26 protein-coding genes and 1 other annotated feature (1 of these 27 cut by a window edge) are annotated in these 24,453 nt (G+C 54.3%); of the genes, 22 read left to right on the forward strand and 4 right to left on the reverse strand.

The window, feature by feature from the left end:
* The first annotated feature begins 9 nt into the window (after positions 1–9).
* The 20 genes from nadD (at position 10) to FHS19_RS09315 (ending at position 16,350) form a co-directional block, all read left to right on the forward strand.
* A complete protein-coding gene (gene nadD / locus FHS19_RS09220) occupies positions 10–612 on the forward strand; it encodes a nicotinate-nucleotide adenylyltransferase (RefSeq protein ID WP_116231571.1) in 603 nt (200 codons plus the stop codon).
* A complete protein-coding gene (gene yqeK, locus FHS19_RS09225) occupies positions 584–1,162 on the forward strand; it encodes a bis(5'-nucleosyl)-tetraphosphatase (symmetrical) YqeK (RefSeq protein WP_183581629.1) in 579 nt (192 codons plus the stop codon). The genes nadD and yqeK overlap by 29 nt, the downstream gene beginning before the upstream one ends.
* The gene (rsfS, locus tag FHS19_RS09230; protein ID WP_183581630.1) at positions 1,159–1,506 is read left to right on the forward strand and encodes a ribosome silencing factor; all 348 of its coding nucleotides are present in this window, start codon (positions 1,159–1,161) and stop codon (positions 1,504–1,506) included. Before yqeK ends, rsfS begins: the two co-directional genes overlap by 4 nt.
* Positions 1,503–2,423: a CvfB family protein gene (locus FHS19_RS09235; protein WP_183581631.1), complete on the forward strand. Its 921-nt coding sequence runs from the start codon at positions 1,503–1,505 to the stop codon at positions 2,421–2,423. Before rsfS ends, FHS19_RS09235 begins: the two co-directional genes overlap by 4 nt.
* Positions 2,424–2,471: 48 nt before the next feature.
* Complete coding sequence (locus tag FHS19_RS09240; protein ID WP_183581632.1) at positions 2,472–3,239, forward strand: class I SAM-dependent DNA methyltransferase; 768 nt, start codon at positions 2,472–2,474, stop codon at positions 3,237–3,239.
* A 179-nt stretch (positions 3,240–3,418) separates the two neighbouring features.
* Positions 3,419–4,138, forward strand: a complete 720-nt coding sequence (locus FHS19_RS09245) for a 3-ketoacyl-ACP reductase (protein ID WP_183582863.1) — start codon at positions 3,419–3,421, stop codon at positions 4,136–4,138.
* Positions 4,139–4,480: 342 nt separating this feature from the next.
* A complete protein-coding gene (locus tag FHS19_RS09250; protein ID WP_183582864.1) occupies positions 4,481–5,329 on the forward strand; it encodes a PHP domain-containing protein in 849 nt (282 codons plus the stop codon).
* A gap of 12 nt (positions 5,330–5,341) precedes the next feature.
* Positions 5,342–5,983, forward strand: coding sequence for a DapH/DapD/GlmU-related protein (locus tag FHS19_RS09255; protein WP_183581633.1), 642 nt, complete (start codon positions 5,342–5,344; stop codon positions 5,981–5,983).
* Between the two features lie 23 nt (positions 5,984–6,006).
* Positions 6,007–6,708, forward strand: coding sequence for a GntR family transcriptional regulator (locus FHS19_RS09260; protein ID WP_183581634.1), 702 nt, complete (start codon positions 6,007–6,009; stop codon positions 6,706–6,708).
* A 64-nt stretch (positions 6,709–6,772) separates the two neighbouring features.
* Entirely contained in the window at positions 6,773–7,198 is a 426-nt protein-coding gene (gene phnG, locus FHS19_RS09265) for a phosphonate C-P lyase system protein PhnG (protein ID WP_183581635.1), read from the forward strand.
* A gap of 14 nt (positions 7,199–7,212) precedes the next feature.
* Positions 7,213–7,821, forward strand: a complete 609-nt coding sequence (gene phnH / locus FHS19_RS09270) for a phosphonate C-P lyase system protein PhnH (protein WP_183581636.1) — start codon at positions 7,213–7,215, stop codon at positions 7,819–7,821.
* Complete coding sequence (locus tag FHS19_RS09275; RefSeq protein WP_183581637.1) at positions 7,809–8,957, forward strand: carbon-phosphorus lyase complex subunit PhnI; 1,149 nt, start codon at positions 7,809–7,811, stop codon at positions 8,955–8,957. Before phnH ends, FHS19_RS09275 begins: the two co-directional genes overlap by 13 nt.
* The gene (locus tag FHS19_RS09280) at positions 8,948–9,811 is read left to right on the forward strand and encodes an alpha-D-ribose 1-methylphosphonate 5-phosphate C-P-lyase PhnJ (protein ID WP_183581638.1); all 864 of its coding nucleotides are present in this window, start codon (positions 8,948–8,950) and stop codon (positions 9,809–9,811) included. Before FHS19_RS09275 ends, FHS19_RS09280 begins: the two co-directional genes overlap by 10 nt.
* Positions 9,808–10,653 (forward strand): ATP-binding cassette domain-containing protein, encoded by an 846-nt coding sequence (locus FHS19_RS09285; protein WP_183581639.1) that lies wholly within the window; start codon positions 9,808–9,810, stop codon positions 10,651–10,653. Before FHS19_RS09280 ends, FHS19_RS09285 begins: the two co-directional genes overlap by 4 nt.
* On the forward strand, positions 10,640–11,926 hold the full coding sequence (gene phnM / locus FHS19_RS09290) for a phosphonate metabolism protein PhnM (RefSeq protein WP_312887244.1): 1,287 nt from the start codon (positions 10,640–10,642) through the stop codon (positions 11,924–11,926). Before FHS19_RS09285 ends, phnM begins: the two co-directional genes overlap by 14 nt.
* Positions 11,874–12,620: a phosphonate C-P lyase system protein PhnL gene (locus FHS19_RS09295; protein ID WP_183581641.1), complete on the forward strand. Its 747-nt coding sequence runs from the start codon at positions 11,874–11,876 to the stop codon at positions 12,618–12,620. The genes phnM and FHS19_RS09295 overlap by 53 nt, the downstream gene beginning before the upstream one ends.
* 187 nt (positions 12,621–12,807) lie before the next feature.
* On the forward strand, positions 12,808–13,866 hold the full coding sequence (locus FHS19_RS09300) for a phosphate/phosphite/phosphonate ABC transporter substrate-binding protein (RefSeq protein WP_183581642.1): 1,059 nt from the start codon (positions 12,808–12,810) through the stop codon (positions 13,864–13,866).
* A gap of 48 nt (positions 13,867–13,914) precedes the next feature.
* Positions 13,915–14,703: a phosphonate ABC transporter ATP-binding protein gene (gene phnC, locus FHS19_RS09305; protein WP_183581643.1), complete on the forward strand. Its 789-nt coding sequence runs from the start codon at positions 13,915–13,917 to the stop codon at positions 14,701–14,703.
* Positions 14,675–15,481, forward strand: coding sequence for a PhnE/PtxC family ABC transporter permease (locus FHS19_RS09310; protein ID WP_246426608.1), 807 nt, complete (start codon positions 14,675–14,677; stop codon positions 15,479–15,481). The genes phnC and FHS19_RS09310 overlap by 29 nt, the downstream gene beginning before the upstream one ends.
* Before the next feature lie 20 nt (positions 15,482–15,501).
* Positions 15,502–16,350 (forward strand): PhnE/PtxC family ABC transporter permease, encoded by an 849-nt coding sequence (locus FHS19_RS09315; protein WP_183582866.1) that lies wholly within the window; start codon positions 15,502–15,504, stop codon positions 16,348–16,350.
* Between the two features lie 130 nt (positions 16,351–16,480).
* On the opposite strand, the gene FHS19_RS09320 is transcribed toward FHS19_RS09315, so the two are convergent.
* Positions 16,481–16,639 (reverse strand): asparagine synthase, encoded by a 159-nt coding sequence (locus tag FHS19_RS09320; RefSeq protein WP_076169753.1) that lies wholly within the window; start codon positions 16,637–16,639, stop codon positions 16,481–16,483.
* A gap of 420 nt (positions 16,640–17,059) precedes the next feature.
* Here FHS19_RS09320 and FHS19_RS09325 point away from each other — a divergent pair, with 420 nt between their 5' ends.
* Positions 17,060–18,673: a type 2 periplasmic-binding domain-containing protein gene (locus FHS19_RS09325; RefSeq protein WP_183581644.1), complete on the forward strand. Its 1,614-nt coding sequence runs from the start codon at positions 17,060–17,062 to the stop codon at positions 18,671–18,673.
* Positions 18,674–18,756: 83 nt separating this feature from the next.
* On the opposite strand, the gene FHS19_RS09330 is transcribed toward FHS19_RS09325, so the two are convergent.
* Entirely contained in the window at positions 18,757–19,599 is an 843-nt protein-coding gene (locus tag FHS19_RS09330) for an NAD-dependent epimerase/dehydratase family protein (protein ID WP_183581645.1), read from the reverse strand.
* Positions 19,600–19,717: 118 nt separating this feature from the next.
* On the opposite strand from FHS19_RS09330, the gene FHS19_RS09335 reads away from it, so the two are divergent.
* Positions 19,718–20,554, forward strand: a complete 837-nt coding sequence (locus FHS19_RS09335; RefSeq protein WP_183581646.1) for a helix-turn-helix transcriptional regulator — start codon at positions 19,718–19,720, stop codon at positions 20,552–20,554.
* A gap of 13 nt (positions 20,555–20,567) precedes the next feature.
* Here the strand turns inward: FHS19_RS09335 and FHS19_RS09340 are convergent, their stop codons facing one another.
* Together FHS19_RS09340 and FHS19_RS09345 are read right to left on the reverse strand one after the other, a co-directional pair.
* The gene (locus FHS19_RS09340) at positions 20,568–21,542 is read right to left on the reverse strand and encodes a phosphotransferase enzyme family protein (RefSeq protein WP_183581647.1); all 975 of its coding nucleotides are present in this window, start codon (positions 21,540–21,542) and stop codon (positions 20,568–20,570) included.
* Positions 21,543–21,798: 256 nt separating this feature from the next.
* Entirely contained in the window at positions 21,799–24,099 is a 2,301-nt protein-coding gene (locus tag FHS19_RS09345; protein ID WP_312887181.1) for a helix-turn-helix domain-containing protein, read from the reverse strand.
* A 181-nt stretch (positions 24,100–24,280) separates the two neighbouring features.
* Positions 24,281–24,453 (forward strand) — a binding site (T-box leader); it runs 64 nt beyond the window's last position.

Here is a 24,453-nt window from a genome sequence, read left to right on the forward strand (position 1 = left end):
GGGATCAGCATGAAGGTAGGTATCATGGGAGGTACCTTTGATCCGATCCACATCGGACATCTGCTCGCTGCCGAGGCGGCCCGGGACACGTTCGGACTGGACGAGGTTTGGTTTATGCCCAGTCATATTCCGCCCCATAAGGAACAGGCGGGAGCTACCGGCGAACAGCGTCTCGGCATGGTCGCCGAAGCGATTGCGGACCATCCCTGCTTCCGGACCCTCGATATCGAAATCAGAAGAGGCGGCGTTTCATATACGATCGACACGGTCAAGGAAATCCGCAGCTCGTTTGAGAACATCGAATTTCATTTCATTATCGGTGCCGATATGGTCAATTATTTGCCGAAGTGGGAGGGCATCGAGGAACTGGTGGAGCTGATGAGCTTTATCGGTGTCGGGCGTCCGGGCTCCACGCTGAACTTGGACGCGCTCCCCGCTTATTTAAAGGGGAAAATCCTTCTGGCCGACATGCCCCAGGTGGACATCTCGTCGACCGAAATCCGGGAAAGACTGGCCACCGGACACTCCATTCGTTATATGGTAACAGACAGTGTCTACGACTATATCAGAAGGAGGGGAATGTATGGCATTCAGCCGCGAAGAACTGATTAAAGCCGTGTCGGGACAAATGCCTGCCATGCGCTGGCAGCATACGGAGGGCGTCATGCAATCTGCGGTCATGCTCGCGGAGCGTTACGGGGCAGACCCCGTTAAGGCCGAAACGGCGGCGATTCTGCACGACGTGGCCAAGTACTGGCCGGTGAAGCAAATGGAAGCGATCATTAAGGAAAACGATTTGTCCAAGGATCTGCTGTTTTACGATAAGCCGCTCTGGCATGCCGAAGTGGGTGCTTTTGTAGCGGAACGGGATTACGGCATTACCGATCCCGAAATTTTGGATGCGATCCGGTATCACACTTCCGGCCGCATCGGCATGACCCTGCTGGACAAGGTCGTGTGCCTGGCGGATTACATCGAACCGGGAAGGGATTTTCCGGGCGTGAATAATATCCGGGAACTGGCCAACCATAGCCTTGAAGAGGGATTGATCGCCGGACTGGACTCCACGATCAGCCTGCTTATCTCCCGCCGTCAGATCATTTACCCGCTGACCGTATTTGCCCGCAATGATCTTATTAAACAGTTGGAGGCGAATGTATGACCTTGAAACCTGAAGAATTGTTAAACTTGGCCGTGGCTGCCGCTGAAGATAAAAAAGCCATGAACGTCGTGGCGCTCGACCTGCGGGGAATTTCCCTCATATCCGATTATTTCGTCATCTGTCACGGCAACTCGGATACCCAGGTCCAGTCGATCGCGACCGAAATCCGCAAGCGCGTGCATGAAGCGGGCCTCGATATCCGCGGTGTGGAAGGATTGGATTCCGCCCGCTGGGTGCTGATGGACCTGGGCGACGTGATCGTGCACATTTTCCACCGGGATGAACGGGATTATTACAACATCGAACGCCTGTGGTCGGATGCCAAGGTCGTGGAAACCGTATGAGTCCGATTGCAGGAACGATTCAAACTTATGAGGTGATACGCGAAGTATCGCCTTACGGCTATTTTCTCGATGCCGGCGGACAGGATGTCCTGCTCCATTACACGGAGCTGACCCGGAAGATTGAGCCGGGCGAGCGCGTGGAAGTGTTTATTTTTTACGATACGGAAGACCGGCTGGCGGCAACGATGAAAAAGCCGTATTTGACCCTGGGCGAGATGGCGAAACTCGTTGTGGCGGACGTGCATCCTCGGCTGGGATGCTTTCTCGAAATGGGGCTTGGCCGGCAGCTGCTGCTGCCGATCCGCGAGCTCCCGGAAATGAGAGAGCTTCATCCACGGGTCGGAGACTCGGTGTTCGTTATCATGGAGCATGACAAGCAGGGACGGCTGCGCGCGAAGCTGGCCGGCGAACAGGAGCTGTCGCAGCATGCATTCCACGCGCCGCAGTCCTGGGTAAACCAGTGGTTCACCGCGACGGTGTACCGCCCGCTGCAGATGGGAACGTTCGTGATCGTGGACGGGGGAGTGCTCGGCTTCGGCGCCATCGGCATGATCCACTCCTCGGAGCGAACCCGCATGCTGCGTTTGGGCGAAGAGCTGCAGGTGCGGGTCAGCCACATTCGTGAGGATGGACGCGTCAACCTGTCCATGGCTCAGCGCAAGGAAGTAGGCCGGGATCTGGATGCCGACCGCCTGCTGACGTTCCTGAAGGAACGTCCGAACGGAGGCATGCCGTATTCGGATGCGACGCCTCCGGACATTATCAAGCAGCGCTTCGGCATCAGCAAGTCGGCATTCAAGCGCGCACTCGGCAAATTGATGAAGGAAGGTCTTATCACGCAGAAGGAGAACTGGACTTATCTGGTTCAGCCGGAAGATTCCAAACCGGAAACGGGCGGGAACGCCGATCCGTCCTAATAGGGCTGGGAGGATTTTCGGAACGTTAACAGAAAGTGCGGTGTCATCATGTCCTCTTACAGAAAATTTGCATATGTTTACGATGAACTGATGGAAGATATGCCGTATCCCGATTGGCTCAGGTTTGCAAGACAGGCCTGGGAAAAATACGGCATGCCGAAAAGTGTGGTAGAACTGGGTTGCGGCACGGGCAGCATCACCATTCCACTTGTGAACTCGGGGTTCGAAGTGACAGGGATCGACCTGTCGGCGGACATGCTGTCCATAGCAAGACGGAAAATGGAGAAGACGCCGCAGGGCAGCCGCCTCTTCCGGGAAGGCTCCATCCGCTGGGTGCAGCAGGATATGCGCGCCTGGGAGCTGCCCGAGCCTGTCGATGCGGTCATTTCATTTTGTGACTGTATCAGCTACCTGCTGGAAGAAGCTGATATCGTCGCGACCTTTAGACAGACCTATAACGGGCTGAAGGAAAAAGGGATCTTCGTGTTTGACGTGCATCATCCGAATACGATCATCCGCTATGACGAGGAGCAGCCGTTCGTATGGGACGACAAGTCGGTTTCGTACATTTGGACCTGCGATCTGGATGCGCCGCGGTGCGAAATCGAGCATCATTTGAGCATCTTTGCGAAGGAAGAAGACAGCGATTTGTACCGGCGCTTTGAAGAAGTGCATGTGCAGCGGGGCTATGATCCGAAATGGATGAAGAGCGAGCTGCTCAAGGCCGGATTCCGCGACGTGCAGACCTATGCCGACTTTGAGTGGGTGGAAGCGGACGACGAGGCGCAGCGGCTGTTTTTCGTTGCGGTCAAATAGTTAAGGTCATCGTATTCTGTAAAGCATGAAGTTGTGCTTCGGAGAGCACGCTTTGCGGGATTTTGCCTCGGAACGAAGGTTCCGGGGCTATTTGCGGCTAATTCTATACAGGGAGATGCCCAAGTGAGGCATCGTCCCCAAAAAATTCAAACAGAAACGGAGAGAACATGATGAGTTTGATGGATCTGCAAGGAAAAACGGCGGTCATTACCGGTGCGGGCAAAGGAATCGGCCTGGCGATCGCTGAGCTGCTGGCCAAAGAAGGCGTAAATCTTGGCCTCATCTCCCGTACCGCCTCCGATTTGGAGTCGCTGAAGGCTTCGCTGTCCGGCGAACACGGCATCCGTGTGGCCGTCGCAGCGGCGGACGTATCGAAACGGGAGGAAGCGGAAAGCGCGGTGAGTGCGCTTAAGGCGGAACTCGGCACGATCGATATGCTGATCAATAATGCGGGAATCGCTTCGTTCGGGACCGTACTCGAAATGGATCCGGCGCAGTGGGAACAAATCATCCAAGTGAACCTGATGGGTACATATTACATGTCCCGGGCTGTCCTGCCGGACATGGTGGGGCAGAACAGCGGCAGTATCATCAACATTTCCTCCACGGCCGGGGAAAAGGGCTTTGCCACGGGCTCCGCATACTGCGCGTCCAAATTCGCGGTCATGGGGCTGACGGAATCGCTGCTTCAGGAAGTGCGCAAGAACAACATCCGCGTCGTTGCGCTGACGCCAAGCACCGTCAATACGGCGCTGGCCCGCGATAACAACCTGAAGATCGGCGACGAGGACCGCATGATGCAGCCGGAAGACGTAGCCGAGCTGGCGCTTGCCACGCTGAAGCTGCCGCAGCGCGTATTCGTGAAATCGGCCGGCATCTGGACGACCAACCCGCAATAACCATATTGTACTGTCTGTAAGCCTGTCTCTTATGGATCGGAACCCGATCTGCCAAGAGGCAGGCTTTTTTCGTATGGCTGTATTCGATGTACCGCAAAATGCCTGAAAATTAATATTGCAGCACTGTCCCCACAATGTGGGTTTTTTTGTGCGAAAAAGCTAGAAGTGCGGCAAAATTTACGGTTGCGGCGTTTTTTTTACAGAAGCTTTACCGTGCATTAACCCTTGTAACTTGGCACCAAGTTAGACTGTCACTACAGACAGCCGAAGCGATACAGCGGGCGTAAATCATCGGTTGTGGCAGCGGTTGTCTGCTTATCCAAGATAAGGTGGTGCTGAGCGATCAAGACGGAACTGCATTGTCATACGACCATTTCGGACGGTTCGTATTCATTTGAGCAATTAGCCGAAGCGGCCTTGAAAGAGAACATAAGCGTGCTGGCGGTTACGAACCACGATACGACGAAAGGCCTTGTCGCCATGTTGGAACGGGGAAGAGAGCTTGGCCTTGACATGATCCCGGGGATCGAAATATCGGCCTATGACATGGAAAGAAGCAGGAGGGTTCATATCCTGGGCTATTTCATCGAGCCGGGGCATCCGGCTCTGGAGCAGTTATGCACCCCGATGATCCACAAGCGGCATGAAGCCTCCCGTGTGATGGTTGAACGCCTGATTGAGGCGGGGTACAGCATCACCTGGGACCAGGTTTCGCGGTATGCGGATGGGGGGACCGGCGTATACAAGCAGCACATTATGCACGCGCTGATCGACAATGGCTATGCCAAAACGATATATGGTGAGCTGTACAAAAAATTGTTTTCCCGCGGAGGAAATGGAGAGGAGCCCGGCATGGCTTACGTCCGGCTGGACTACCTTCATGCCCGTGACGCTATTGAGGCCGTCATCCAGGCCGGCGGGGTGCCGGTTCTGGCCCATCCGGGCCAGTACGGCAACTTTGAATATGTCCGCGAGCTGGTGGGCATGGGACTTCAGGGGATCGAAGTATGGCATTCGCTGCATGATGCCGAGGACGAGGAACGGGCTATGGAATATGCGCGCCGTTACGATCTCGTCATGACCGGAGGCTCCGACTTCCACGGGTTCTACGGGGAGAGGGAGGTCCGGCTGGGAAGCAAAGATCCGGGCATTTCCTGCGTCCAAGAGCTCAAGAAGCGAAGACCGAAGTAAGGGGGAGCATGTATGCAAAAGCATTCAATTCATCGCCCAGCGGAAAATAAACGGCTGAGCCCGGAGCCTGACATTCACGAAAGCGCGCATATTCTTCACAGCACGTTCGGATCCTGGACCTCCGTCGGTCCAGGCAATCAAATCATCGAATCCCACATCGGGGACTACACCTATACTATGGACGACGTAACGATCAACTACACCGAAATCGGCAAATATACGTCGATTGCTTCGCATGTATGCATCAACCCGGTGGACCATCCCATGGAGCGGGTTACGCAGCATCACATGACTTACCGGAGAAGGGATTACGGTTTTGCTGCCACCGATGACGAGGCGATCTTCAATCGGCGGCGGGGCAACCGGGTAACGGTCGGTCATGATGTCTGGATCGGTCACGGCGCGATTATCATGAAGGGCGTCCATATCGGCACCGGAGCAGTGATCGGATCCGGAGCTATCGTCACCAAGGACGTCGAACCGTATGCGATTGTGGTCGGCGTTACGGCCAAACCGGTCCGAATGAGATTTTCGGAGGATGTCGTCTCGAAGCTCCTGCAGATCGCCTGGTGGGATTGGCCGCGGGAGGTCATCCAGGAGCGGTTTGAAGAACTGAACGATACGGCTTCCTTTATCCGTAAGTATGGGGTTTAAGCAGAGGAGGGTGAGCAGAAGGGATGCATGACGAAATGGAGATCATGGATAAGCTCATAGCCGATATGGAGGCAGGGATCTATGAGGCGGATGACAAGCTGCCGTCGGAGAACGACTTGGCCAGGCTGTTCAAAGTGCCACGCATGACTGCCCGGAAAGCTTATGAGAAGCTGCAGGACCTGGGATATGTTTACTCCAGGCAGGGGAAGGGCAGCTTTGTCCGCGACCAGCATCAGCGCATCCCGCTCCTCTTCTCGGGAGGCGAAAGCTTCAGCCGGAAGATGATCCACATGGGATATGATTATCAGTCACGCAACATTTTTTGCGATCCCATCGAGTATAACCACAAAGTGTATAAAGCGCTTGAAGCGCAGCCGGAAGAGAGGGTGTTCCGGATCGGCAGGCTCCGTCTCATTGACAACCGTCCGATTGCGATTCACGCGTCGTATGTGTCGGAGTCGATGTTTCCGGACATCGGGCGGACAGGCCGGGACATTACCTCGATGTTCGATTACTACCGGGGAAAAGGGTATACGGGGTTCGAGTCGATGAAGACGCTGCTCAGCGTGACCTATCCCGGCAGGAAAGAAAGGGAGCTGCTTGCCTGCACCAGCCTCATTCCAATGCTCGTGGTGGAGACCGGCTGTCTGGACAGCCAGACGAACAAGCCGCTGGAATATACGAGAATTATGTACCGGAGCGACTACTTTACGTACGAGCTCTAAAGGTGCGTGTTCAAAAGCGGACTTTTTGAACAACCTCTAAAAGATGCAGGGAGGCCCGGAATGGATGAAACGAAAACAACGGACTGAAATTCTGATTGAAGGCGCAAGAGAACTCGCCGCCCGTATGGCTCAGGTCATTGCTGACCGTTATGAAGTGAAGCTGGTCGAGCAGCCAAGCCAGGGACTGGTTATGGTCAAAGTGAGAGAGACCGCCAAGAGAAGCTTGTTCTATCTGGGGGAAGTGCTGGTGAGCGAATGCAAGGTGCAGGTCGAAGGCAGCATGGGCATCGGCTTGGTCAAAGGGCATGACCATGAGCTGGCCTACCAGCTCGCGCTGATCGACGCGGCATATCAGGCGGGGTTGGAGGAGACCCGGGGATGGGATCAGGCGCTGCTGGATGAAGAAGCCCGGATCGATGCCATGCGCAGCCAGGCTTTCGCCGCGATCGCCAAAACGAAGGTCGATTTTGAAACGATGGATGTGGATTAGAGGGGGAGAGAGCGATGAACTTCGACGCAGTGCATGATATACAGCGCGCTTACCGCAAAGTGGTGGAGTCCATGTCGAGACCCGGCTTGATTTCGGATCTGACGGTGGAAGCGGACAAGGCCGATGGCCAGTGGGGAGGTCTGCCCGTCACCTGGGTGCTCGCATTGATGCTGCTGGATACGGAGGTGACGTTCTGCATCTGCTCACAGCGGGAAGCGGAGCTTACGGGGCTCCTGAACCAGCTGACCTTCGCCAAACGGACGGAGCCGGAGAAGGCGGATTACATTTTTGTCCTGCACGACGCGGGTGAAGGGGATCTGCTCAAGGCTCTGCAGGGTGCCAAAGTCGGTACGTTGGCCGACCCGCACGCCTCTGCCACCGTGATCGTGGAGTCGGGGGAACTGTCCGAAGACTTTGAGCTCAGCCTCAAAGGGCCAGGCATCGAGGATGAAAGCTTTGTCCGGATTCCGCTGACTCCCGGATGGCTGGAGGCGCGGGCGGAGAAAAACGCGGAGTATCCCCTGGGAATCGACATGCTGGTCGTTGACAAAAATAACAAGCTGCTGTGCCTGCCCCGGACGTCGCGAATCGAGGAGAGGGAGGTGCTGCTATGGGATATGTAGCGGTAAAAGGCGGAACGCTTGCCATCGAGGAATCGTTGAAGCGGATCAAATTCGAACGGATCAAGCAGGGGAAGGTTCTGGACGTGAGCCGCATCGAAGGCGGGATGAGAGGGCTGATCGACCAGATCATGTCGGAGAGCAGCCTGTACGACGAAACGTTGGCGGCGCTGGCCATCAAGCAGGCGGAAGGAAGCCCGGAGGAGGCGGTGTTTCTGCTGAGAGCCTACCGCTCCACGCTTCCCCGAAAGCACTATTCCAGAGCGGTGCACACGCGCGAAATGAGGGTGGAGCGGCGGATCTCCGCCAGCTTCAAGGATATTCCGGGCGGGCAAATTCTTGGCGCTTCGGTCGATTACAGCCACCGGCTGCTGGATTTTGACTTGATGCATGAAACGGATGAGGATGCCGCCCGGTGGCTGAAGGCGTTTGCGGATGATCTTGGAAGTGTGAACGAGGCAGGCCGCCCGCCGGAGCTGATGAAGGTCATGGACTATTTGATCGAGCAGGGGCTCATGATCAGCCCGGCAGACGACAACACCGAACCCGATGATGTGACGCGCAAAAGCATTACGTTTCCGGCCAGCCGCAGCCAAAAGCTGCAGGTGCTGACCCGGGGCCAGACCGGGACGGTAACCTCGCTCGCCTACGCGGTTATCCGCGGATACGGCGCATTGCATCCCACCGTCGGCGAGCTGCGGGTCGGGAGCGTGCCGGTTTGCATCGACGATCCGCTCGGGTCTGGTTCAGATGATGAGGATAGCTATTATATCGGCGAAATCAAGGTAACGGAGGCGGAAATGCTCATGTCTGCCGCGGTGGCGAAGGAGCAGGGCGGGAAGGAATTGTCCTTTGAGATCGGTTACGGGCTCTGCTACGGACAAAACGAGACCAAGGCGATTGCCATGGGCATTCTGGATCACAGCCTGGAACAGGGAGACAGCCGTTTTCCGACCCAGGATCAGGAGTTTGTGCTGTACCATATCGATTCCGTGGAATCCACCGGTTTCATGTCCCACTTGAAGCTGCCGCATTACGTCACCTTCCAGTCCAAAATGAACGACGTGCGGAAAACAAAGATGGGAGCGGCAGCGTCCAGGGCGGGCGAAAAGGAGGAGGTGGAGGAAATATGCAAATAAATTACAATTTCGCGTTTTTCGACGAAGGCTCCAAAAGGGAAATCCGCAGAGCGACGCTGAAGGCGATCGCCATTCCGGGGTACCAGGTTCCTTTTGCCTCCCGGGAAATGCCGATTGCCAGGGGATGGGGAACCGGCGGGCTGCAGCTCACCCTATCATTGGTCGGCCGAGACGATATAGTCAAGGTCATTGACCAAGGCTCCGATGAATCCGTCAATGCCGTCAGTATCAAGAAGCTGGTCCAGAACACGACGGATATCCGGACCACAGATGAGACGGCGCAGGCGACGCTGATTCAATCCAGGCACCGCATTCCGGAGATTCCGCTTCGGGCGGGTCAAATTTTGGTGCTGCAGGTGCCGATGCCGGAACCGCTGCGGATGTATGAACCGCGGGAAGCCGAAACGAAGAAGCTGCACGCCGAAAAAGAATACAGCGGCGCCTGGCTCATGCTGTTCGAGCAAATCATGAATTACGGCAGCATGACGACCGGCGCGGACCACCCGGTAATGGTCCATGACCGTTATGTGATGGCACCGAGCCCGATTCCCAAATTCGACAATGCCAAGCTGAATGCTTCCGAAGCGCTCATTCTGCTCGGGGCCGGACGGGAAAAGAAGATTTACGCGGTGCCGCCTTACACCAAAGTCGTATCTCTTGATTTTGAGGACTACCCGTTTGAAACGGAGTCTTTTGAAGACAGGTCCTGCAGGCTGTGCGGATCCACCGGCGTGTTCATGGATGAATTGTACGACGACGTCAGCGGCACGGCTTATTTTCAATGCAATGATACGAGCTACTGTTTGGAGCGGATGAATGAACAATCCTGGCGGGAAGGTGCTGAAAGCCGATGATCCAGTCGGAACAACCGATGATTTCCGTACAACATTTAAACAAGCAGTTCGGGCCAGGCTGCCCGCAGTGCATGAATCCAGGCAGCCGGAAGCTTTACAAAAACTTTTGTACCGTCTGCCATACCGTGTACTCCTGCCAGGACGTGTCGTTTGACCTGTACCCGGGAGAAATCATCGGGGTGGTGGGGGAAAGCGGCAGCGGAAAGTCCACCATGATGAGGTGTCTGTATTTTGACCAGGAGGCGACGAGTGGCGAGGTCTATCTTCAGGCTTACAAAGACGGTTCGCGCAACCTGTTTGCGGAGTCGACGCAGCAGAAGCGTTACATCCGGAATCACCTCATGGGAAAAGTGTACCAGAACCCGATGCTCGGTTTGCGGATGGATTTCACCTCCATCGGCAACATCGCGGAGAAAATGATCGCGGCGGGCAGCCGCCGTGTTTCCGAGATGGAGACGCGCGGCATGGAACTGCTGGAAAAGGTCCATATTCCGATTCACCGCATCAAGGAAGCGCCCAAGCATTTTTCCGGGGGAATGCAGCAGCGTGTCCAGATTGCCAAAGCGTTGTCGAACCGTCCCCCGGTGCTGCTGCTCGATGAAGTGACCACCGGCCTCGATCTGTCCGTTCAGGCCAGCGTTCTGGATCTGATCAAGGCGCTGCAAAGGGAGCTTGGCATCAGCATCGTGCTCGTCTCCCATGACCTCGGCGTGGTCCGCATGCTCGCCGACCGGACGCTGGTCATGCTGGACGGGCGAGTCGTGGAGGAGGGCTTGACCGATCAAATTTTGGAGGACCCGCAGGAGGCTTATACCCAGCAGCTGGTCCATTCCCTGCTTTAGCTTATTTTCGAAGGAGGAATCGCCTTTGTTTCTCATAACGAACGCACGGATCATTACGGAGGAAGGGGTTCTGAGCGGATACGACCTGCTCATTCAGGGGGACCGCATCGGCAGAATCGCCCCGCAAGGCGTCATTGCTGTGGATACGCAAACGGAGGTCTTGGATGCCGCAGGCGGGTATCTGTCTCCGGGGTTCATCGACATTCATTCCGATTACATCGAGCATATGGCTGCCCCGAGGCCGACATCGCTGATGGATTTTCGTTTGAGCCTCCGGGAAACGGAAAAAGAGCTGATCACGCACGGCATTACGACGATGTTTCATTCCTTGTCCATTTTCAGGGGGTCGGAGTACAAATACCGCCCGATCCGCGAGCCGGACAACGTGCGCAAGCTGCTGGAGCTGATCGAGGAATCGCATACGAGCCAGCATTTGGTACGCCACCGTTTTCACGCAAGGTTTGAAATCGATAACCTGCTGGAGGTGGACAATCTCAGAAACTACATTGCCGAAAAGAAGGTTCACCTCGTTTCGTTTATGGATCATACCCCCGGCCAAGGGCAATACCGGGATCTGGAGATTTACAAGGCCACGGTGAAGGGCTATGACGATATGACCGACGAGGGGATCGACGAGTTGATCCGGAGGCACCAGAGCAAGGAGAAAATGACGATCGAAGGCATCCGCGAAATTGCCGGACTGGCGCGGGAAGCCGGAATCGCGGTCGCTTCGCATGATGACGACTCGCTCGATAAGCTGGAGCTCGTCCAGGGCTTCGGCGCGACGATCAGCGAGTTTCCGATTACGCTGGAGATTGCCCGGCGGGCCAAACAGCAGGGCATGTACACCGTGGCCGGTGCGCCGAACGTTATCCTGGGCGGCTCGCACAGCGGGAACTTGTCCGCAGCCGAAGCGATCCAGGAGAAGAGCATCGACATTTTGTGCAGCGATTATTATCCGGCGGCGCTGCTTCACGCGGTATTTTTCCTTGTGGACCGCTGCGGGCAGGATCTGGCCGACATGTTCCGGCTGGTGACGCTTCATCCCGCGCGGGCGGTCAATCTGGACCACGAAATCGGCTCGGTGCGCGAGGGAAAAAAAGCGGATCTGATCCTGATCGAAAAGATCGATGGGGATTTCCCGGTCATTACGGCCGTATTTGTGGACGGAAAGCTCATTCAGAGAACCCATTACAGGGATCATGAAGGGGGTAAAGGGATTGAACAGTCTGCTCACGATCGAACACTTGTCCAAAACGTTCACTCTGTATAACCTGGATCAGCAGATCGAGGCGGCCGCAGACGTCAGCCTGCATGTGAACGAAGGCGAATTTATCGGCATTACGGGCAAAAGCGGAAGCGGGAAGTCGACCGTCCTCCGCTGTATTTACCGGACCTATCTCCCCCAGAAAGGGACCATCCGGTACCAATCGGCAGCCTATGGTGAAGTCGATCTGGCCTCCGCGCCGGACCGGGTGATGATCGACCTCCGGAAGCGGGAGATTGGCTACGTATCGCAGTTTCTGAACGTCATGCCGCGGACGACGGCCCGGGAGCTGGTCACGCAGGCTTTGCTGGAAATGGGCAAGGATCCGCAGCAGGCGGCCGGGGAGACAGAGCGCATGCTCGATCATTTTGAGCTGGATTCCAAGCTTCGCGACAGCTATCCCGCCACGTTCTCCGGAGGGGAAAAGCTGCGTCTCAACATCGCCAGAGCGATGGTGAAGCGTCCCAGACTGCTCCTTCTTGACGAGCCGACCGCGAGTCTGGACCATGCTTCCAAGGTCAAGGTGAAGACGCTGATCGAGCAGCTGATGCACGAAGGAACGACGATGCTCGGGATCTTTCACGACTTGGAATTTATGGAGGGCTTGTGCAGCCGCCAATACCATATGCAGGACGGCCGGTTTCATGAAGGCGGCACGCCGGAAGCGGCGGGTCGTTTCTTAAGAGATCAGAAAGTATAAGTTTCGGAGCCTTGGCTTCCTGATCTCTCAAGAAAGACTTCCGCTAAAACGCGGTCTGTCTACTTTGAAGGTACGGCGAGAGACGTTTTTCTTACACAAACTTGTTACCCCGTTAATCTTCTGCTGACTGTTCATCTTCATCCTAAAATTGTATCCCATTATCCAAGGAAAAAGGGGCGCTGAAACCATGAAAAGATCGATTTCACTTCTCTTGATGCTGATATTGGCCGTGACCACTGCCGGATGTTCTTCAGGCGCAGCTTCATTAGGCCTGAACGTTGGCGGCTCGAAGGACAAGGACACCCTGACGATCGTATGGTATCCGAACGAATCCGCAGCGGATTTGAAGGATGCGCGCGACGAGGTCGGAAAGATCGTGGAGCAGGCTACCGGCAAAAAAGTGGAGCACAAGATGACGACCGATTACAACATCGCGATCGAGGCGATTGCGAGCGGAAGCGCGGACCTGGCCTATATGGGCCCTCAGGGTTATGTAGAAGCAAGAAACAAGACCGAGGACGTGAAGCCGCTGTTCACCAACAGCGGGGAATCGGGTACGCTGGATGACGCCGTATATTATTCCTGGCTGAACGTCAGGAAAGGCGATGAAGGTGAGTTTAAAAGCGGGGACGGTTTTAAGCTTGACCCTCTTCCGGGGAAAAAGTTCTCCTTTGTTTCCAACAGCTCGACCTCGGGATTCAAGGTGCCGTCTGCCGGCATCATCAGCTATTTTGGAAAGATGGACAAGTACAAGGACCTGAAGGAAGACGATTTGATGCAGGGCGGCAAAGATAAATTTTTCAGCGACGTTCTGTTTGGCGGCTCCCATCAGGGTTCGGCGGTGAATCTGCTGACCGGCAAGGCGGACGTCGCCGCGTTTTGCGATACGTGCGTTTCCAATTACGTTGAGCTGGCGGACGGAACGGCCAACAAACCCGGGGCCGTCTATAAAGTAAAGGATGGCGCCGCTGAACCTTTCAATACGCTCTCGGGAAAAGAGTTTGTCGTGATTTCGGTAACGCCGGTCCTTAACTCCCCATTTGTGGCGAACACGAAAACGGTCAGCGAGGAAGATCAGAAGAAGATTACCGAGGCGTTTACTTCCGATGACGTGACGCATAATCCGAAAATTTTCCTTCCCAAAGATTCTAAAGACAGCGGGCTGTTCAAGCAAGAGAGTGGTAATGAACGGTTCCTGCCGGTCGACGACGCCTGGTTCGAACCGATTCGCGAGCTGTCCAAATAACCGGCTGCCGGCATATGAACTCCATACCAAACCGCCTGGAGGTGTACGATGACTGCGTTATTGGAATTCAAGCATGTGTCCAAGCAGTATGGGTCTGAAACACGGGCATTAACGGATGTAAGCTTTTCGGTAAGGAGTGGGGAATTCGTATCCATCATCGGCCCCTCGGGGGCCGGGAAATCGACGCTGCTCCGCTGCATTAACCGGATGATTGATGCCAGCAGCGGAGAAATATGCATTGAAGGCAGGAATGTCCTGGAATTTCGCAAGAACGAGCTAAAGCGGCTGCGAACGAGCATCGGCATGATTTTTCAGCACTACAATCTGGTTGACCGGCTGAGCGTGATGGAAAATGTCCTGCACGGCAGGCTCGGCTACAAGTCCACGATTGCCGGCATGCTGGGTCTGTACCGGGAAGAGGAGAAGCAGCAGGCATACCAAATTCTCGGCATTCTCGGCCTGGAAGAGCAGGTCTACAAGCGCTGCGACCAGCTCAGCGGGGGACAGAAGCAGCGGGTCGGCATCGCCAGGGCGCTGATCCAGGGGCCCAAAATGCTCCTCTGTGATGAGCCGATCGCTTCCCTGGACCCGAATGCATCTAAAGTGATCATGGATCATTTGCGGCATATCTCCACGAACCTGGGCATCACCGTCATCGTCAATCTGCATCAGGTGGAGACGGCCCTGAAATATTCCGACCGGATCATCGGGGTCAATCAAGGGAAGATCGTCTACAACGGAACGCCGGGAAAAATGACATCCGAAGAGCTCGAGCGAGTTTACGGAAGCGAGAGGAGAGAGCAGCGTGCTGATCAAGGCGAGACGCAAGCAGGTTGATTACTTTACGGCCAAACGAAGGCATGCGTATTTGTTTTGGGGGCTGCTCCTGCTTGTAACTTATGCTGCGGCCGTGCTGACCCAGTATGATTTCGTCCAGGGGGTGAGTTCCATCCCGGGCGCATTGGTTTGGGGCGTCACCCATTTTTATCCCAATGCCGAATCTCTGGCCAAGTTTCCCGACGTTCTCCGTACGCTCGTGGAAACGCTGCTGATGTCCATCGCCGCTTCAACCGTCGCTTCGGTGTTTGCGCTCGTCTTCGCCCTATTGGGCTCCCAGACGATCGGCGTCCATGCCGGGATTAAGCTGGCCAGCCGTTCGATCGCAACCATATTCCGGAATATCGATGTCACCGCGTGGTCGATGATCCTTCTGTTTTCCTTCGGGCAAAACGTGATGACCGGTTATTTCGCTTTGTTCTTCGGCTCGTTCGGGTTTTTGACCCGCGCCTTTCTGGAGTCCATCGATGAGACGGGAAGCCATTCGGCGGAAGCGCTGCGGGCAACCGGGGCCGGTTATATCTCCATCATTTTCCAATCCGTCATCCCGGCTGCCCTGCCCCAGCTCATCAGCTGGATCCTGTTCATGATCGAAACGAACATCCGCAATGCGACGCTGATCGGCATTCTGACCGGTACCGGCGTGGGGTTCCTGTTCAATCTGTACTATAAGAATCTGGATTACAACGCAGCCAGCCTGATTGTAATCGTGATCGTGATCTCCATATTGGTCATCGAATTCACCTCGAATTATATCCGAAAGGTGATGATCGGATGAGCGCCGAGGCCGTCGACAAGATGATTGCCGCTGAGCTCCATCTCCGTCCGGACCGAAGACTTCCGGGCATCCCGCCAAAAAAGCCTTTTAACAAGACCGCTTTAACGATCAGGCTGACCCTGATTGGGCTAGGCCTGCTGACCGTGCTCGCTTTCGTCAGCTTTGACTACAAAGGGATCCAGGTCTTTCAAGGCATCTATGCAACACTTTTGAACCTGAAGACGATGTTTCTGCAGCCCCGTTTACACCATTTCACCTTCGCCGCGGCTTTGTTTGAAGTGCTGATTACGCTGGGGCTTGCTTTTCTTGCCACTTTGTTCGGAGCGGTTATTGCGCTGCTTCTCGGCCTGTTCTCGGCCCGCAACCTGTCCTCGCCGCTCACGTCCGCTGCCATTAAAGGTATGGTCGCGTTCATCCGCGCGGTGCCTACGGTCATGTGGGTGCTGATTTTCGCCGTCGCAGCAGGACTTGGCAGCGTCGCCGCGGTCATCGGCATGACCTTTCACTCCATTGGTTATTTGATCAAAGCTTATTCGGAAGCCTTTGAGGAGATGGACAAGGGTACGATTGAAGCGCTGAAGTCCAGCGGTGCGAACTGGTGGCAAATCGTGTTCCAGGCCGTCATTCCGTCCTCCTTATCCTATTTGATGTCCTGGACGCTGCTCCGGTTCGAAATCAACTTCTCCGTGGCGGTTGCAATGGGAGCGGCCGCGGGGGCAGGCGGGATCGGCTATGATATGTTTATGGCCAGCGGCTTTTATTTCGATCTGCAGGAAATCGGAGCGATCACCTACTTTATTCTAGGCTTCGCCATTCTGCTGGAAATCGCCGCAAACCGTACAAAGCGGAAGCTGAAGCCGGGAAAATAACAGGCAGCTGCAGGACGTGCACCTCCATTGGCATCCGGCCGCCTGCGCAAATAAAGAACCTTGGACAGGGGATGTCCAAGGTTCTTTGTGTCCGAAGCGCTTAACGCTTGCAGACGGTCCTCCAAACGGATTACCGGTGTTCGATCAGATCGATCGCACCCAGTACGATGTGGGCCAGACCGAATCCGACAATCCCCGTGGCGGCAAGCTTATACTTGCTGCCCAGCAGTGCGGCGCCGGAAGCGGTAACTACAGTTCCAAGAACGGCAGGAATCATTCCTTCACGCATGACGACACTCCTTTGGCTGTTGGTTTGGATAGACACGGGTTATTTTTGTTTACTGCACGGCGAATTATTCATAGTCGGCTAAACTGCGCGATGCGGCATCCGGCCGATATGTAGATTTTCCCAATGACATATTTGACATACTTGCTATACAATGGCTTAGCATTGCTAATTTCCGCGTCCCCGTTAAACATTGGATTTTGTATACATATTCAACATATCAAAAATAACATATTTACGTGAAACCAGCCTGTTACTACACTTTTTGTAAACGCTAACAAACAAAGCGCAGCAGCAGCCGACGCAAACCTTCACCCAGAGCTGCGGAAAAAAGCGTGGAGTAGGCTTTAGTCCGAATTCAAGGGGGACACTCCGAGGGCATACGTAAAGCCGCGCACAACAATGAACAGGAGGAATCATCTGATGAGAAAAAGTTTACAGCCTTGGGCCATCGTTCTGTGCTTGTCCATGGTCGTCTCGCTGCTGGCCGCATGCGGTTCCGGCTCGAAAGAAAGCGGGGACGGCGGCCAAGCCTCCGGCTCGGCGGAGAGTGTACATAAGGAAGGCTTCCCGATCGTCGACAAGCCGGTTACGCTGTCGGTGTTTGCGCCTGACGTGGGCAGCGCCAAGTGGGATACGATGCAGGTATTTAAAGACATGGAAAAAATGACGAACATCAAGCTCACGTTCCAGACGGTTCCCGTCGACAGCTTCGAGACCAAGAAAAATCTGATCTTTGCGAGCGGCGACCTGCCGGATATTTTCTACGCGTCGGCTTTGACGCCGGCTGAGCAGGTGACGTACGGAAGCCAGGGGACGCTGATTCCGCTGGAAAAGCTGATTGATGAATATGCGCCGAACATCAAGAAGCTGCTGGACGAAAATCCGGACGTCAAAAAGTCGATCACGACCCCCGACGGGCATATTTACGCCCTGCCTTACGTGGATAAAGGCGCGGTATGGTACAAGAGCCCGCTGTACTATAACGGCAGCTTCCTCAAGAAGCTCGGCGTAACCAAGCTGCCGGAAACGCCGGACGAGCTGTACGATTACTTGAAACGGGTCAAGACTGAGGATCCGAACGGCAACGGCAAGGCGGACGAAATTCCGCTCACGTCGACCAAGCTGAAGGATATCCGCGTGCAGATGCTGGGCTTCTGGGGCATCTACGACGAGGTATATTATGCCGACAAGCAGGGGAAAGTCCACTACACGCCGCAGGAGGAAGGGTTCAAGGAGTATCTGACCTTCCTGAACCGGCTGTGGAAGGACGATCTGCTTGACCATGAAACGTTCTCCCAGACCGACGACCAGAAGAAGGCCAAGGGCAAAAACAATCAGGTGGCCTTGTTCAACGACTGGCTGCCGTACTTTATGCTGGGCGGCGAGCCGAACACCGACAATCCGTTCATGACGCCGCTGAAAACGGGCTTTCCGGACTCGCCGGTGGTGGCCAAGTCTTCGGGGATTTCCAAAAACGGAACGTTTGCGATTTCGAGCACCAATCCCGCTCCGGAGGCAACGATGCGCTGGGTAGACTACCAGTACAGCTATGAAGGCTCCACGCTGTTCAACCAGGGGCCTGAGGGCGTGCTCTGGAAATACAAAGACGAGGCAAACCACGTCAAAGAATGGCTGCCGGTACCGGATGGTGGCGACCGCGAAAACTACCGCGGCAAGCTGACTCCGAACTACGGCATCACAACGCCGGGCGTCAGCCTTCCGGAAGTGAGCAAGGGGCTCCGTTCCGACATTGACGAATGGGTCGAAAAGGAGAACCAGGAGAAAATTTTGCCGTATGCCAAAGTGCCGTATCCGAACGTATTCCTGACGGAAGAGGAACAAACCGAGGTGACTTCGCTGCTGTCGGACCTGAACAACTACGTCGAGCAGATGGAAGCCAAGTTTGTGACCGGGCAGGAGCCGCTGTCGAACTGGGACAAGTATAAAGCCCAGGTGAAGAAAATGGGCGGAGACCGCATTGTGGAAATCTACCAGGCCGCCTATGACCGCTGGGACGGTCAGGAGTCCAAGTAGATCGATCAGCAGTGAGCTGTGCAACGCACAAAAAAGAAAGGCCGCCGATACGGCGGCCTTTCTTTTGATACATTGGGGCTGATTTATATTGCACCTGCATCTCTTGCCGAATAGAACGACGGGTAGATCGGTCGATAGTGTAATTCATCTCTTATACGCGTTGTATCGACGACCATGTCCCACGGATCAAAATCCTGCTGCAGCCCTTCTGACGATATTTCGCTTTGATGAAGCTGAAGCAGCTCCGAAACGGAGATCGGCGCATCGTCGCCAACATTGTAGATTCGGCCATCAATATCAAATGCGGAAGCTGCGAGCATCAGGGCTTGACTTACGTCCGCATGGTGTACCATGTGGATTCGTTTGGCTGGATTCCAATTGCGAAAAAACGGAAGACTTTCCGTGATGTGGGGGTCGCGCTCACCGTAAACAAATGGGAGCCGAACGATGCGCACTCCCAATCCCTGTTCGCGATGAAGCCGCAGCAGCGCCTCTTCGGCCTCAACTTTGCTTTGAGGATAAGGATGAACGGGACTGAGCTCGTCATCTTCACGATTTGGTCTCGAACGGTTCACCGAACCATACACGTTATTGGTACTGGAAAAGACAAACCTTGGCACATCCGCTGTAAGCGCAGCGTGAGCTAAAGCTATGCTGCCATCGAAGTTTGATATTCTGGTGGTGTTCTCGTCTACACCACGGAACTGTGCTGCCAAGTGAATCACAGCATCCGTGCCGCGGAGAGCGTCAACGTAATTGTCCGGTTGCAATAGATCGCCTTCTACAACCTCAGCCCCTTGCCGCTGAAGCCAATCCGCCTTGGCAGCGTCCCTAACCAACAATTTAACGTGATGACCGCGCTGTAACATACGCGGAACAAAACGGCTCCCTACTTTACCTGTGGCTCCTGTTACGAAAAGGTTCATTTTCATATCCTCCTAAGTTTTTTTTAACGCTATACCGGCAGTATAATAGAATGAGCCGGCAGCTACCTTCCTGCGTTTATCGTACGATTGGAAGTGTCAGGATAAGGAGGAGTTATTCATGGAAGGGACCTCTTCCAGGATGTCGTTAGGTGAATTTTTGCGTTCGCGGCGAGAACGTCTTACTCCGGAAGATGTTGGGTTAGTATCCTATGGAAGACGACGGACCTCGGGCCTTCGAAGGGAAGAAGTTGCCCAGCTTGCCCATATTGGAACATCATGGTATACCTCTTTGGAACAAGGCAGAAGTGTCAATCCATCAGAGGATGTACTTAATAACATAGCCAAAGCACTGCGATTGACGGAGGATGAACGTCTTCATCTCCATCTTCTTGCAAGACCGGTACAACAGGAAAAAGTAGAAGATCAGCAATTAAATATTGGTTTGGAACGGGTAATAAGGGCTCTTGAACCTAATCCGGCATTCGTAATTGGAAGATACTGGGATTTGCTGCTGTGGAACGAAGCAGCTGAGATCGTTTTTCGAATCCCGCCGTTTTCAAATCATATGCAGCTGAGACTCAATTGGATGAGACATCTTTTAATGGATGCCAAGCTCGGATCGGACTTGCAGGACTGGCAATCCAGAGCACAGATCTTGATTGCACACTTTCGTGCAGATTATGCACATTTTCCTAATGATACGAGGTTTAAAGAGCTTATTGAGGAATTTATGCAGAACAGCCCGTTGTTTCGCGAGCTCTGGCCGCTGCATGACGTTCAGGTCGTAACGGATCGCCACAAACAAAGGTACGATCCTCTAATCGGAGAGATGGAGTTTGAACATGTGACCTTGCAACCGCCAGCCAATCCGGACGTGAAGATTATGATTTATACAGCTTCAACGGATACGGCTGCGCGCCTGCAAAGTATAATGAGCAATCGGAAAAAGGATTAAGTCTAATTGCTTTTCATTCCCAAAATGGCGTGCCTGTAAATAAAAAGTGTTCCCCGTTTGCATACCTGCCAAATTCGCGAGATGCACACTTTTGCACATGCGTCGGCAATCCATGGCTCGATTCAGGCATACCAAGAGCGTTCCTCATCCCGATTAGCATCAGCGAAATAAATAATGCTTCGATTTGTGCAACAGAATCATTGGGCAGCGGAAAATGCTCTCCGTACCAATCCATGTATTGCTGTCTGGCATGGGGGTGAATAAAGGTAAAAGTGATGGCCAGGTCAGTGAGAAAAGGACCGAACCCGCATGCGCCAAAGTCAATGGGATTGGCCGCCCCCTCTACAAACACGATATTGGTGGGAACGATATCACCATGCAATACGCCCCAGGTCAACTTAGTTTTAGGGAGTGTGTCCAGCAAAGCCATCGCTTTTTCCCCGGCGGCTTCAAGAATCTGAACATCGTGTGCATCTAATAACCCTCCCTGCACCTGCTGCTTGACCAAGTCCAGAGCATTCTGTATGCGTTCACGATGAACGGTTGGACGGATGAAAGACGAAGGGGGCTGCCACTCCCTGGCATGATGATGCAAAGCTGCCGTCATTTCAGCGGTGGACTTCAATTCCTGATCGCTGGTAAAGTATTGTTTTTGCTCGCCTTCCACCCAACTGAGCATCGTGCAGCTTATATCGTCCACTTGTGTAACATAAGAACCCTGCCGGTTGCGTTTTGGCACAGGGAGGGTAAGACTGGTGCCGCGATTAAGCGCATCCAGCCATACCAGCTCAGAATCGAGCACATCCCGGCGCGTCCACATCTTTTCAAGCGTACTGATTTTAGAAATGTGAACACGCAGGCTGTATAGCAATCCTTGATAATCTTCAATTTTGAAAACCGCGGCACCGCTTTGTGCTACGGGCGACACGGATACAACATTTATATCGTACTGAGCTAGCGCGTGCTGCGCGATGATTGCATGTTCCATCTAGTTCACACCTTCTATAGGAAATAGCCCGTATTACCGGGGGGATGCGGCACTGCATCTAGAGCTTAACTACGGCTTAATGACAGGGATCCAAACTTCCATTTCGTACAAGTTGTTGCCGCGCTGTTATACGGAGTACCGAAAATAAAGCCTTGCAATCCGTACGCAAAAATATCAGGTATAACGCCTTGTCTTACCACACTCGCAGCTTTTCCTAAAAGAAAAACGAACAGCTGAACAAATCAGCTGTTCGTTGTCAGTCCTGGAGCATTTCACCGATCAATGCGCCTTCCGGATGGTTCAGCTTGCGGAATTGTCCCGGCGTATAGCCGGTTTCCTTTTTAAATTTGCGGATAAAATTCGGGGCGTCGGCATACCCGACCCGGCCGATGATTTCCTTGAGCGGTTCCTGGGTCGACACGAGCAGCCGCTTGACCTGCTCCATTCTTTTCTGCCAGATGTACTGGGTAAAGTTCAGCCCCACGTTTTCCTTAAACGTCCGGCTGAAATGGGAAGGAGAAATTTCAAACAGATCCGCCAGGCTCTCCAGGCTGAGATTGTGATCCATAAAGTGCTGGTCGATATAGCCAAGCATCTGATCCTTCAGCGAGCTCTCCTTATGCTTGGTTTCCTGCTGAACCTGCGTGCAGATATGGGAGGCCAGCTTCCTGAGCTGCCCCTCGAATTCATCCAGCGATTGAAAAGCGCTGCTGGTCGGAATCTCCTGCGTAATATGGTGGATGCCAAGCTCCGAAGCGGTCTTCAGCATCGTATTGAGAATGTCAAAGCAGATGCAGCGGGAGAGCAGCGGTGACGGGCTGCCCGCCCTCAGGCTCAACACCGCTTCGCCGATCATGTGGGCAGAGACGTCATGGCTGCCCTGCTTCAAGCTCTGGGACAGCTTCATCAGTACGTTCTTTGGAATCCAGAAGGCTTCCTCACTCGCCAGTGCCAGCTTTTCAAAGAACGTTATGCCGCCTTTATCCGACGGTGTATGGAATTCCAGCGCCGAGCAGGCTTCGATAAACGACTGATTAAGCTGCCCCGCTTGTGAATATCCGGTGCCGACCCCCATGATGGGGTTAAAATCGAACGCCTCCAGGATATTGATGCGGACGGCATCGACGATCCGGCTCATATGGATGAAACTCTCCATGGCCGGGTGCGGGTCAAAGCAGACGATGAGGGCCATCTGATCCCGCCGCGGCAGCTCCACGCTGTAGGCGGAGGCCCGGAGCCCGGGAATGTCCACTTCGGCAAGGAGGGAGGCGAGCGTCTGCCAGTCCTGGTAATCCTGGGAAGGGGCGGCAAGTTCGCCTCGTTCCATGGCGATGGCAAAAAACTGCGAACGGTCAAACCGGATATTAAAGGCTTCCAGCAGATCCGGCTCCAATTCCCGGTCTTCTCCCTGCTGGAGCAGTCTCAACAGGAGATGGTTCCGAGCGTACGGTTCCTGCAGGTCGGCACGGGAGCTGTATTCCTGCAGCGCGGAGCGGATATGCTCCAGCTCATTGCCCGGGAGGAGCGCATCCCCCGTTCCCCGGTCGTTTCTGGACTTGGAATTGGCGAAATCGACCAGGGCCGAAATCGGGTGATACTGCCTGCGGGCCAGAAGCAGGGCGATGCCGATACCTGCCAGCACCACGATGCTGAACAGCATGATGATAAAGCTGCGGATGTGCAGCACGCTGCTGAAAAACTGATCGCTTGGCATCAGCGTCACATACGTCCAGCCGTTCATGTCCGATTTGGTGGACACGACGGAATGCGCCTTTCCGCCCAGCTCCACGCTGTGAATGCCCGGATCAAGGGAAAATAGGTGTCCCGTGTCGAGGCCGCTGATCGTTTCGCCGTGATTGTTAGCGGCCAGCACCTGCCCGTGGTTGTCGAAAATGTACGCCAGCCCTTTGTAGCTGCCGAGAATGGAATCGATCAGACCCGTGAGCTCCGATTCATCGATCAAATACATGACCGTTGCATGGGGATTCGGGCTGTTCGGCGTAATCGGCACCAGGTAGGCGAGCAGCGACTGCTGCCTGTAAGTGCCCCGGATCACCCGGTCCGCCGGACGCATCGTGGGAAAGGACACGTCGTTCAAATCGCCCTTGAGGCTGTCTTTGGACCAATTCTGGAATATGTACTTCTCGTTGAACACATCCAGGCTGCTCAGCCCCTGCGAAGAGTAAATCCGGTCGTCGTGATGAAAATATAAGAATACATCTCCGATGATGGAGCTGGTTGACTTATATTGATCCAGAGCGTCAATCGCCTCCCGGGAATAGAACGGATCATGGACCCGGTAAGAGATCAGACGGTCGTCGTAGGCGATTCTTGAAGCGATCTCGCCGAGCTCCTTCATCCGTCCGTCGACGATGCTTTCCGCCTGCGTCAGTTGGTTCAGATGGCTTTGTTCGATTTCCTCCCGGAGATTGCCCGCAGCGTTTTGGTAGATGAAGACGGTTACAAAAACGAGAGGAAGCAGCAAAATAAACAGATAAGACCAGATATATTTTAAAAACAGCTTGGATTTCATGTACCTTTTGAGGTTACGCTTCAATCTTTCCGCCTCCCTATGGTTCAATCATAACAAAAAAATCCCCATTGGACATGGAATAATTCCGGCTGGCGGGTTTTGTGGCGGGAAAAGCGTGGCTTGTCCGCCACTGCGGGATACGTTGACTCGATGGATTTTTTTATATATAATATGGTTCAATGTTTCAACCATGAAAAAAATTGCAAATGAAGCGATGATAAGGGGTATTAGTCCCGGGGATGTCATGCAGAGAGCCGGCGGTAGGTGCAAGCCGGTTGACGATTTGGGATGAACTCGCCTTTGAGCTATGATGTGAAGCGCGTGCACGAACGCGTCAAGGATCATCGACTCACCCGCGTTAAGGGTGCAAAGGGAGCG

The organism is Paenibacillus rhizosphaerae (assembly GCF_014192015.1).
Classification (GTDB): Bacteria; Bacillota; Bacilli; order Paenibacillales; family Paenibacillaceae; genus Paenibacillus_AQ; species Paenibacillus_AQ rhizosphaerae.

What these genes read in the sequence shown, in the direction of transcription:
- FHS19_RS09330 (WP_183581645.1), bottom strand. Translation starts at nt 19,599, where the DNA reads ATGAACCTTTTCGTAACAGGAGCCACAGGTAAAGTAGGGAGCCGTTTT.
- FHS19_RS09335 (WP_183581646.1), top strand. Translation starts at nt 19,718, where the DNA reads ATGGAAGGGACCTCTTCCAGGATGTCGTTAGGTGAATTTTTGCGTTCG.
- FHS19_RS09300 (WP_183581642.1), top strand. Translation starts at nt 12,808, where the DNA reads ATGAAAAGATCGATTTCACTTCTCTTGATGCTGATATTGGCCGTGACC.
- phnG (WP_183581635.1), top strand. Translation starts at nt 6,773, where the DNA reads ATGAAACGAAAACAACGGACTGAAATTCTGATTGAAGGCGCAAGAGAA.
- phnC (WP_183581643.1), top strand. Translation starts at nt 13,915, where the DNA reads ATGACTGCGTTATTGGAATTCAAGCATGTGTCCAAGCAGTATGGGTCT.
- FHS19_RS09240 (WP_183581632.1), top strand. Translation starts at nt 2,472, where the DNA reads ATGTCCTCTTACAGAAAATTTGCATATGTTTACGATGAACTGATGGAA.
- FHS19_RS09325 (WP_183581644.1), top strand. Translation starts at nt 17,060, where the DNA reads ATGAGAAAAAGTTTACAGCCTTGGGCCATCGTTCTGTGCTTGTCCATG.
- FHS19_RS09275 (WP_183581637.1), top strand. Translation starts at nt 7,809, where the DNA reads ATGGGATATGTAGCGGTAAAAGGCGGAACGCTTGCCATCGAGGAATCG.
- FHS19_RS09245 (WP_183582863.1), top strand. Translation starts at nt 3,419, where the DNA reads ATGGATCTGCAAGGAAAAACGGCGGTCATTACCGGTGCGGGCAAAGGA.
- phnH (WP_183581636.1), top strand. Translation starts at nt 7,213, where the DNA reads ATGAACTTCGACGCAGTGCATGATATACAGCGCGCTTACCGCAAAGTG.
- nadD (WP_116231571.1), top strand. Translation starts at nt 10, where the DNA reads ATGAAGGTAGGTATCATGGGAGGTACCTTTGATCCGATCCACATCGGA.
- FHS19_RS09280 (WP_183581638.1), top strand. Translation starts at nt 8,948, where the DNA reads ATGCAAATAAATTACAATTTCGCGTTTTTCGACGAAGGCTCCAAAAGG.
- FHS19_RS09285 (WP_183581639.1), top strand. Translation starts at nt 9,808, where the DNA reads ATGATCCAGTCGGAACAACCGATGATTTCCGTACAACATTTAAACAAG.
- FHS19_RS09320 (WP_076169753.1), bottom strand. Translation starts at nt 16,639, where the DNA reads ATGCGTGAAGGAATGATTCCTGCCGTTCTTGGAACTGTAGTTACCGCT.
- FHS19_RS09235 (WP_183581631.1), top strand. Translation starts at nt 1,503, where the DNA reads ATGAGTCCGATTGCAGGAACGATTCAAACTTATGAGGTGATACGCGAA.
- yqeK (WP_183581629.1), top strand. Translation starts at nt 584, where the DNA reads ATGGCATTCAGCCGCGAAGAACTGATTAAAGCCGTGTCGGGACAAATG.
- FHS19_RS09340 (WP_183581647.1), bottom strand. Translation starts at nt 21,542, where the DNA reads ATGGAACATGCAATCATCGCGCAGCACGCGCTAGCTCAGTACGATATA.
- rsfS (WP_183581630.1), top strand. Translation starts at nt 1,159, where the DNA reads ATGACCTTGAAACCTGAAGAATTGTTAAACTTGGCCGTGGCTGCCGCT.
- FHS19_RS09315 (WP_183582866.1), top strand. Translation starts at nt 15,502, where the DNA reads ATGATTGCCGCTGAGCTCCATCTCCGTCCGGACCGAAGACTTCCGGGC.
- FHS19_RS09255 (WP_183581633.1), top strand. Translation starts at nt 5,342, where the DNA reads ATGCAAAAGCATTCAATTCATCGCCCAGCGGAAAATAAACGGCTGAGC.
- FHS19_RS09260 (WP_183581634.1), top strand. Translation starts at nt 6,007, where the DNA reads ATGCATGACGAAATGGAGATCATGGATAAGCTCATAGCCGATATGGAG.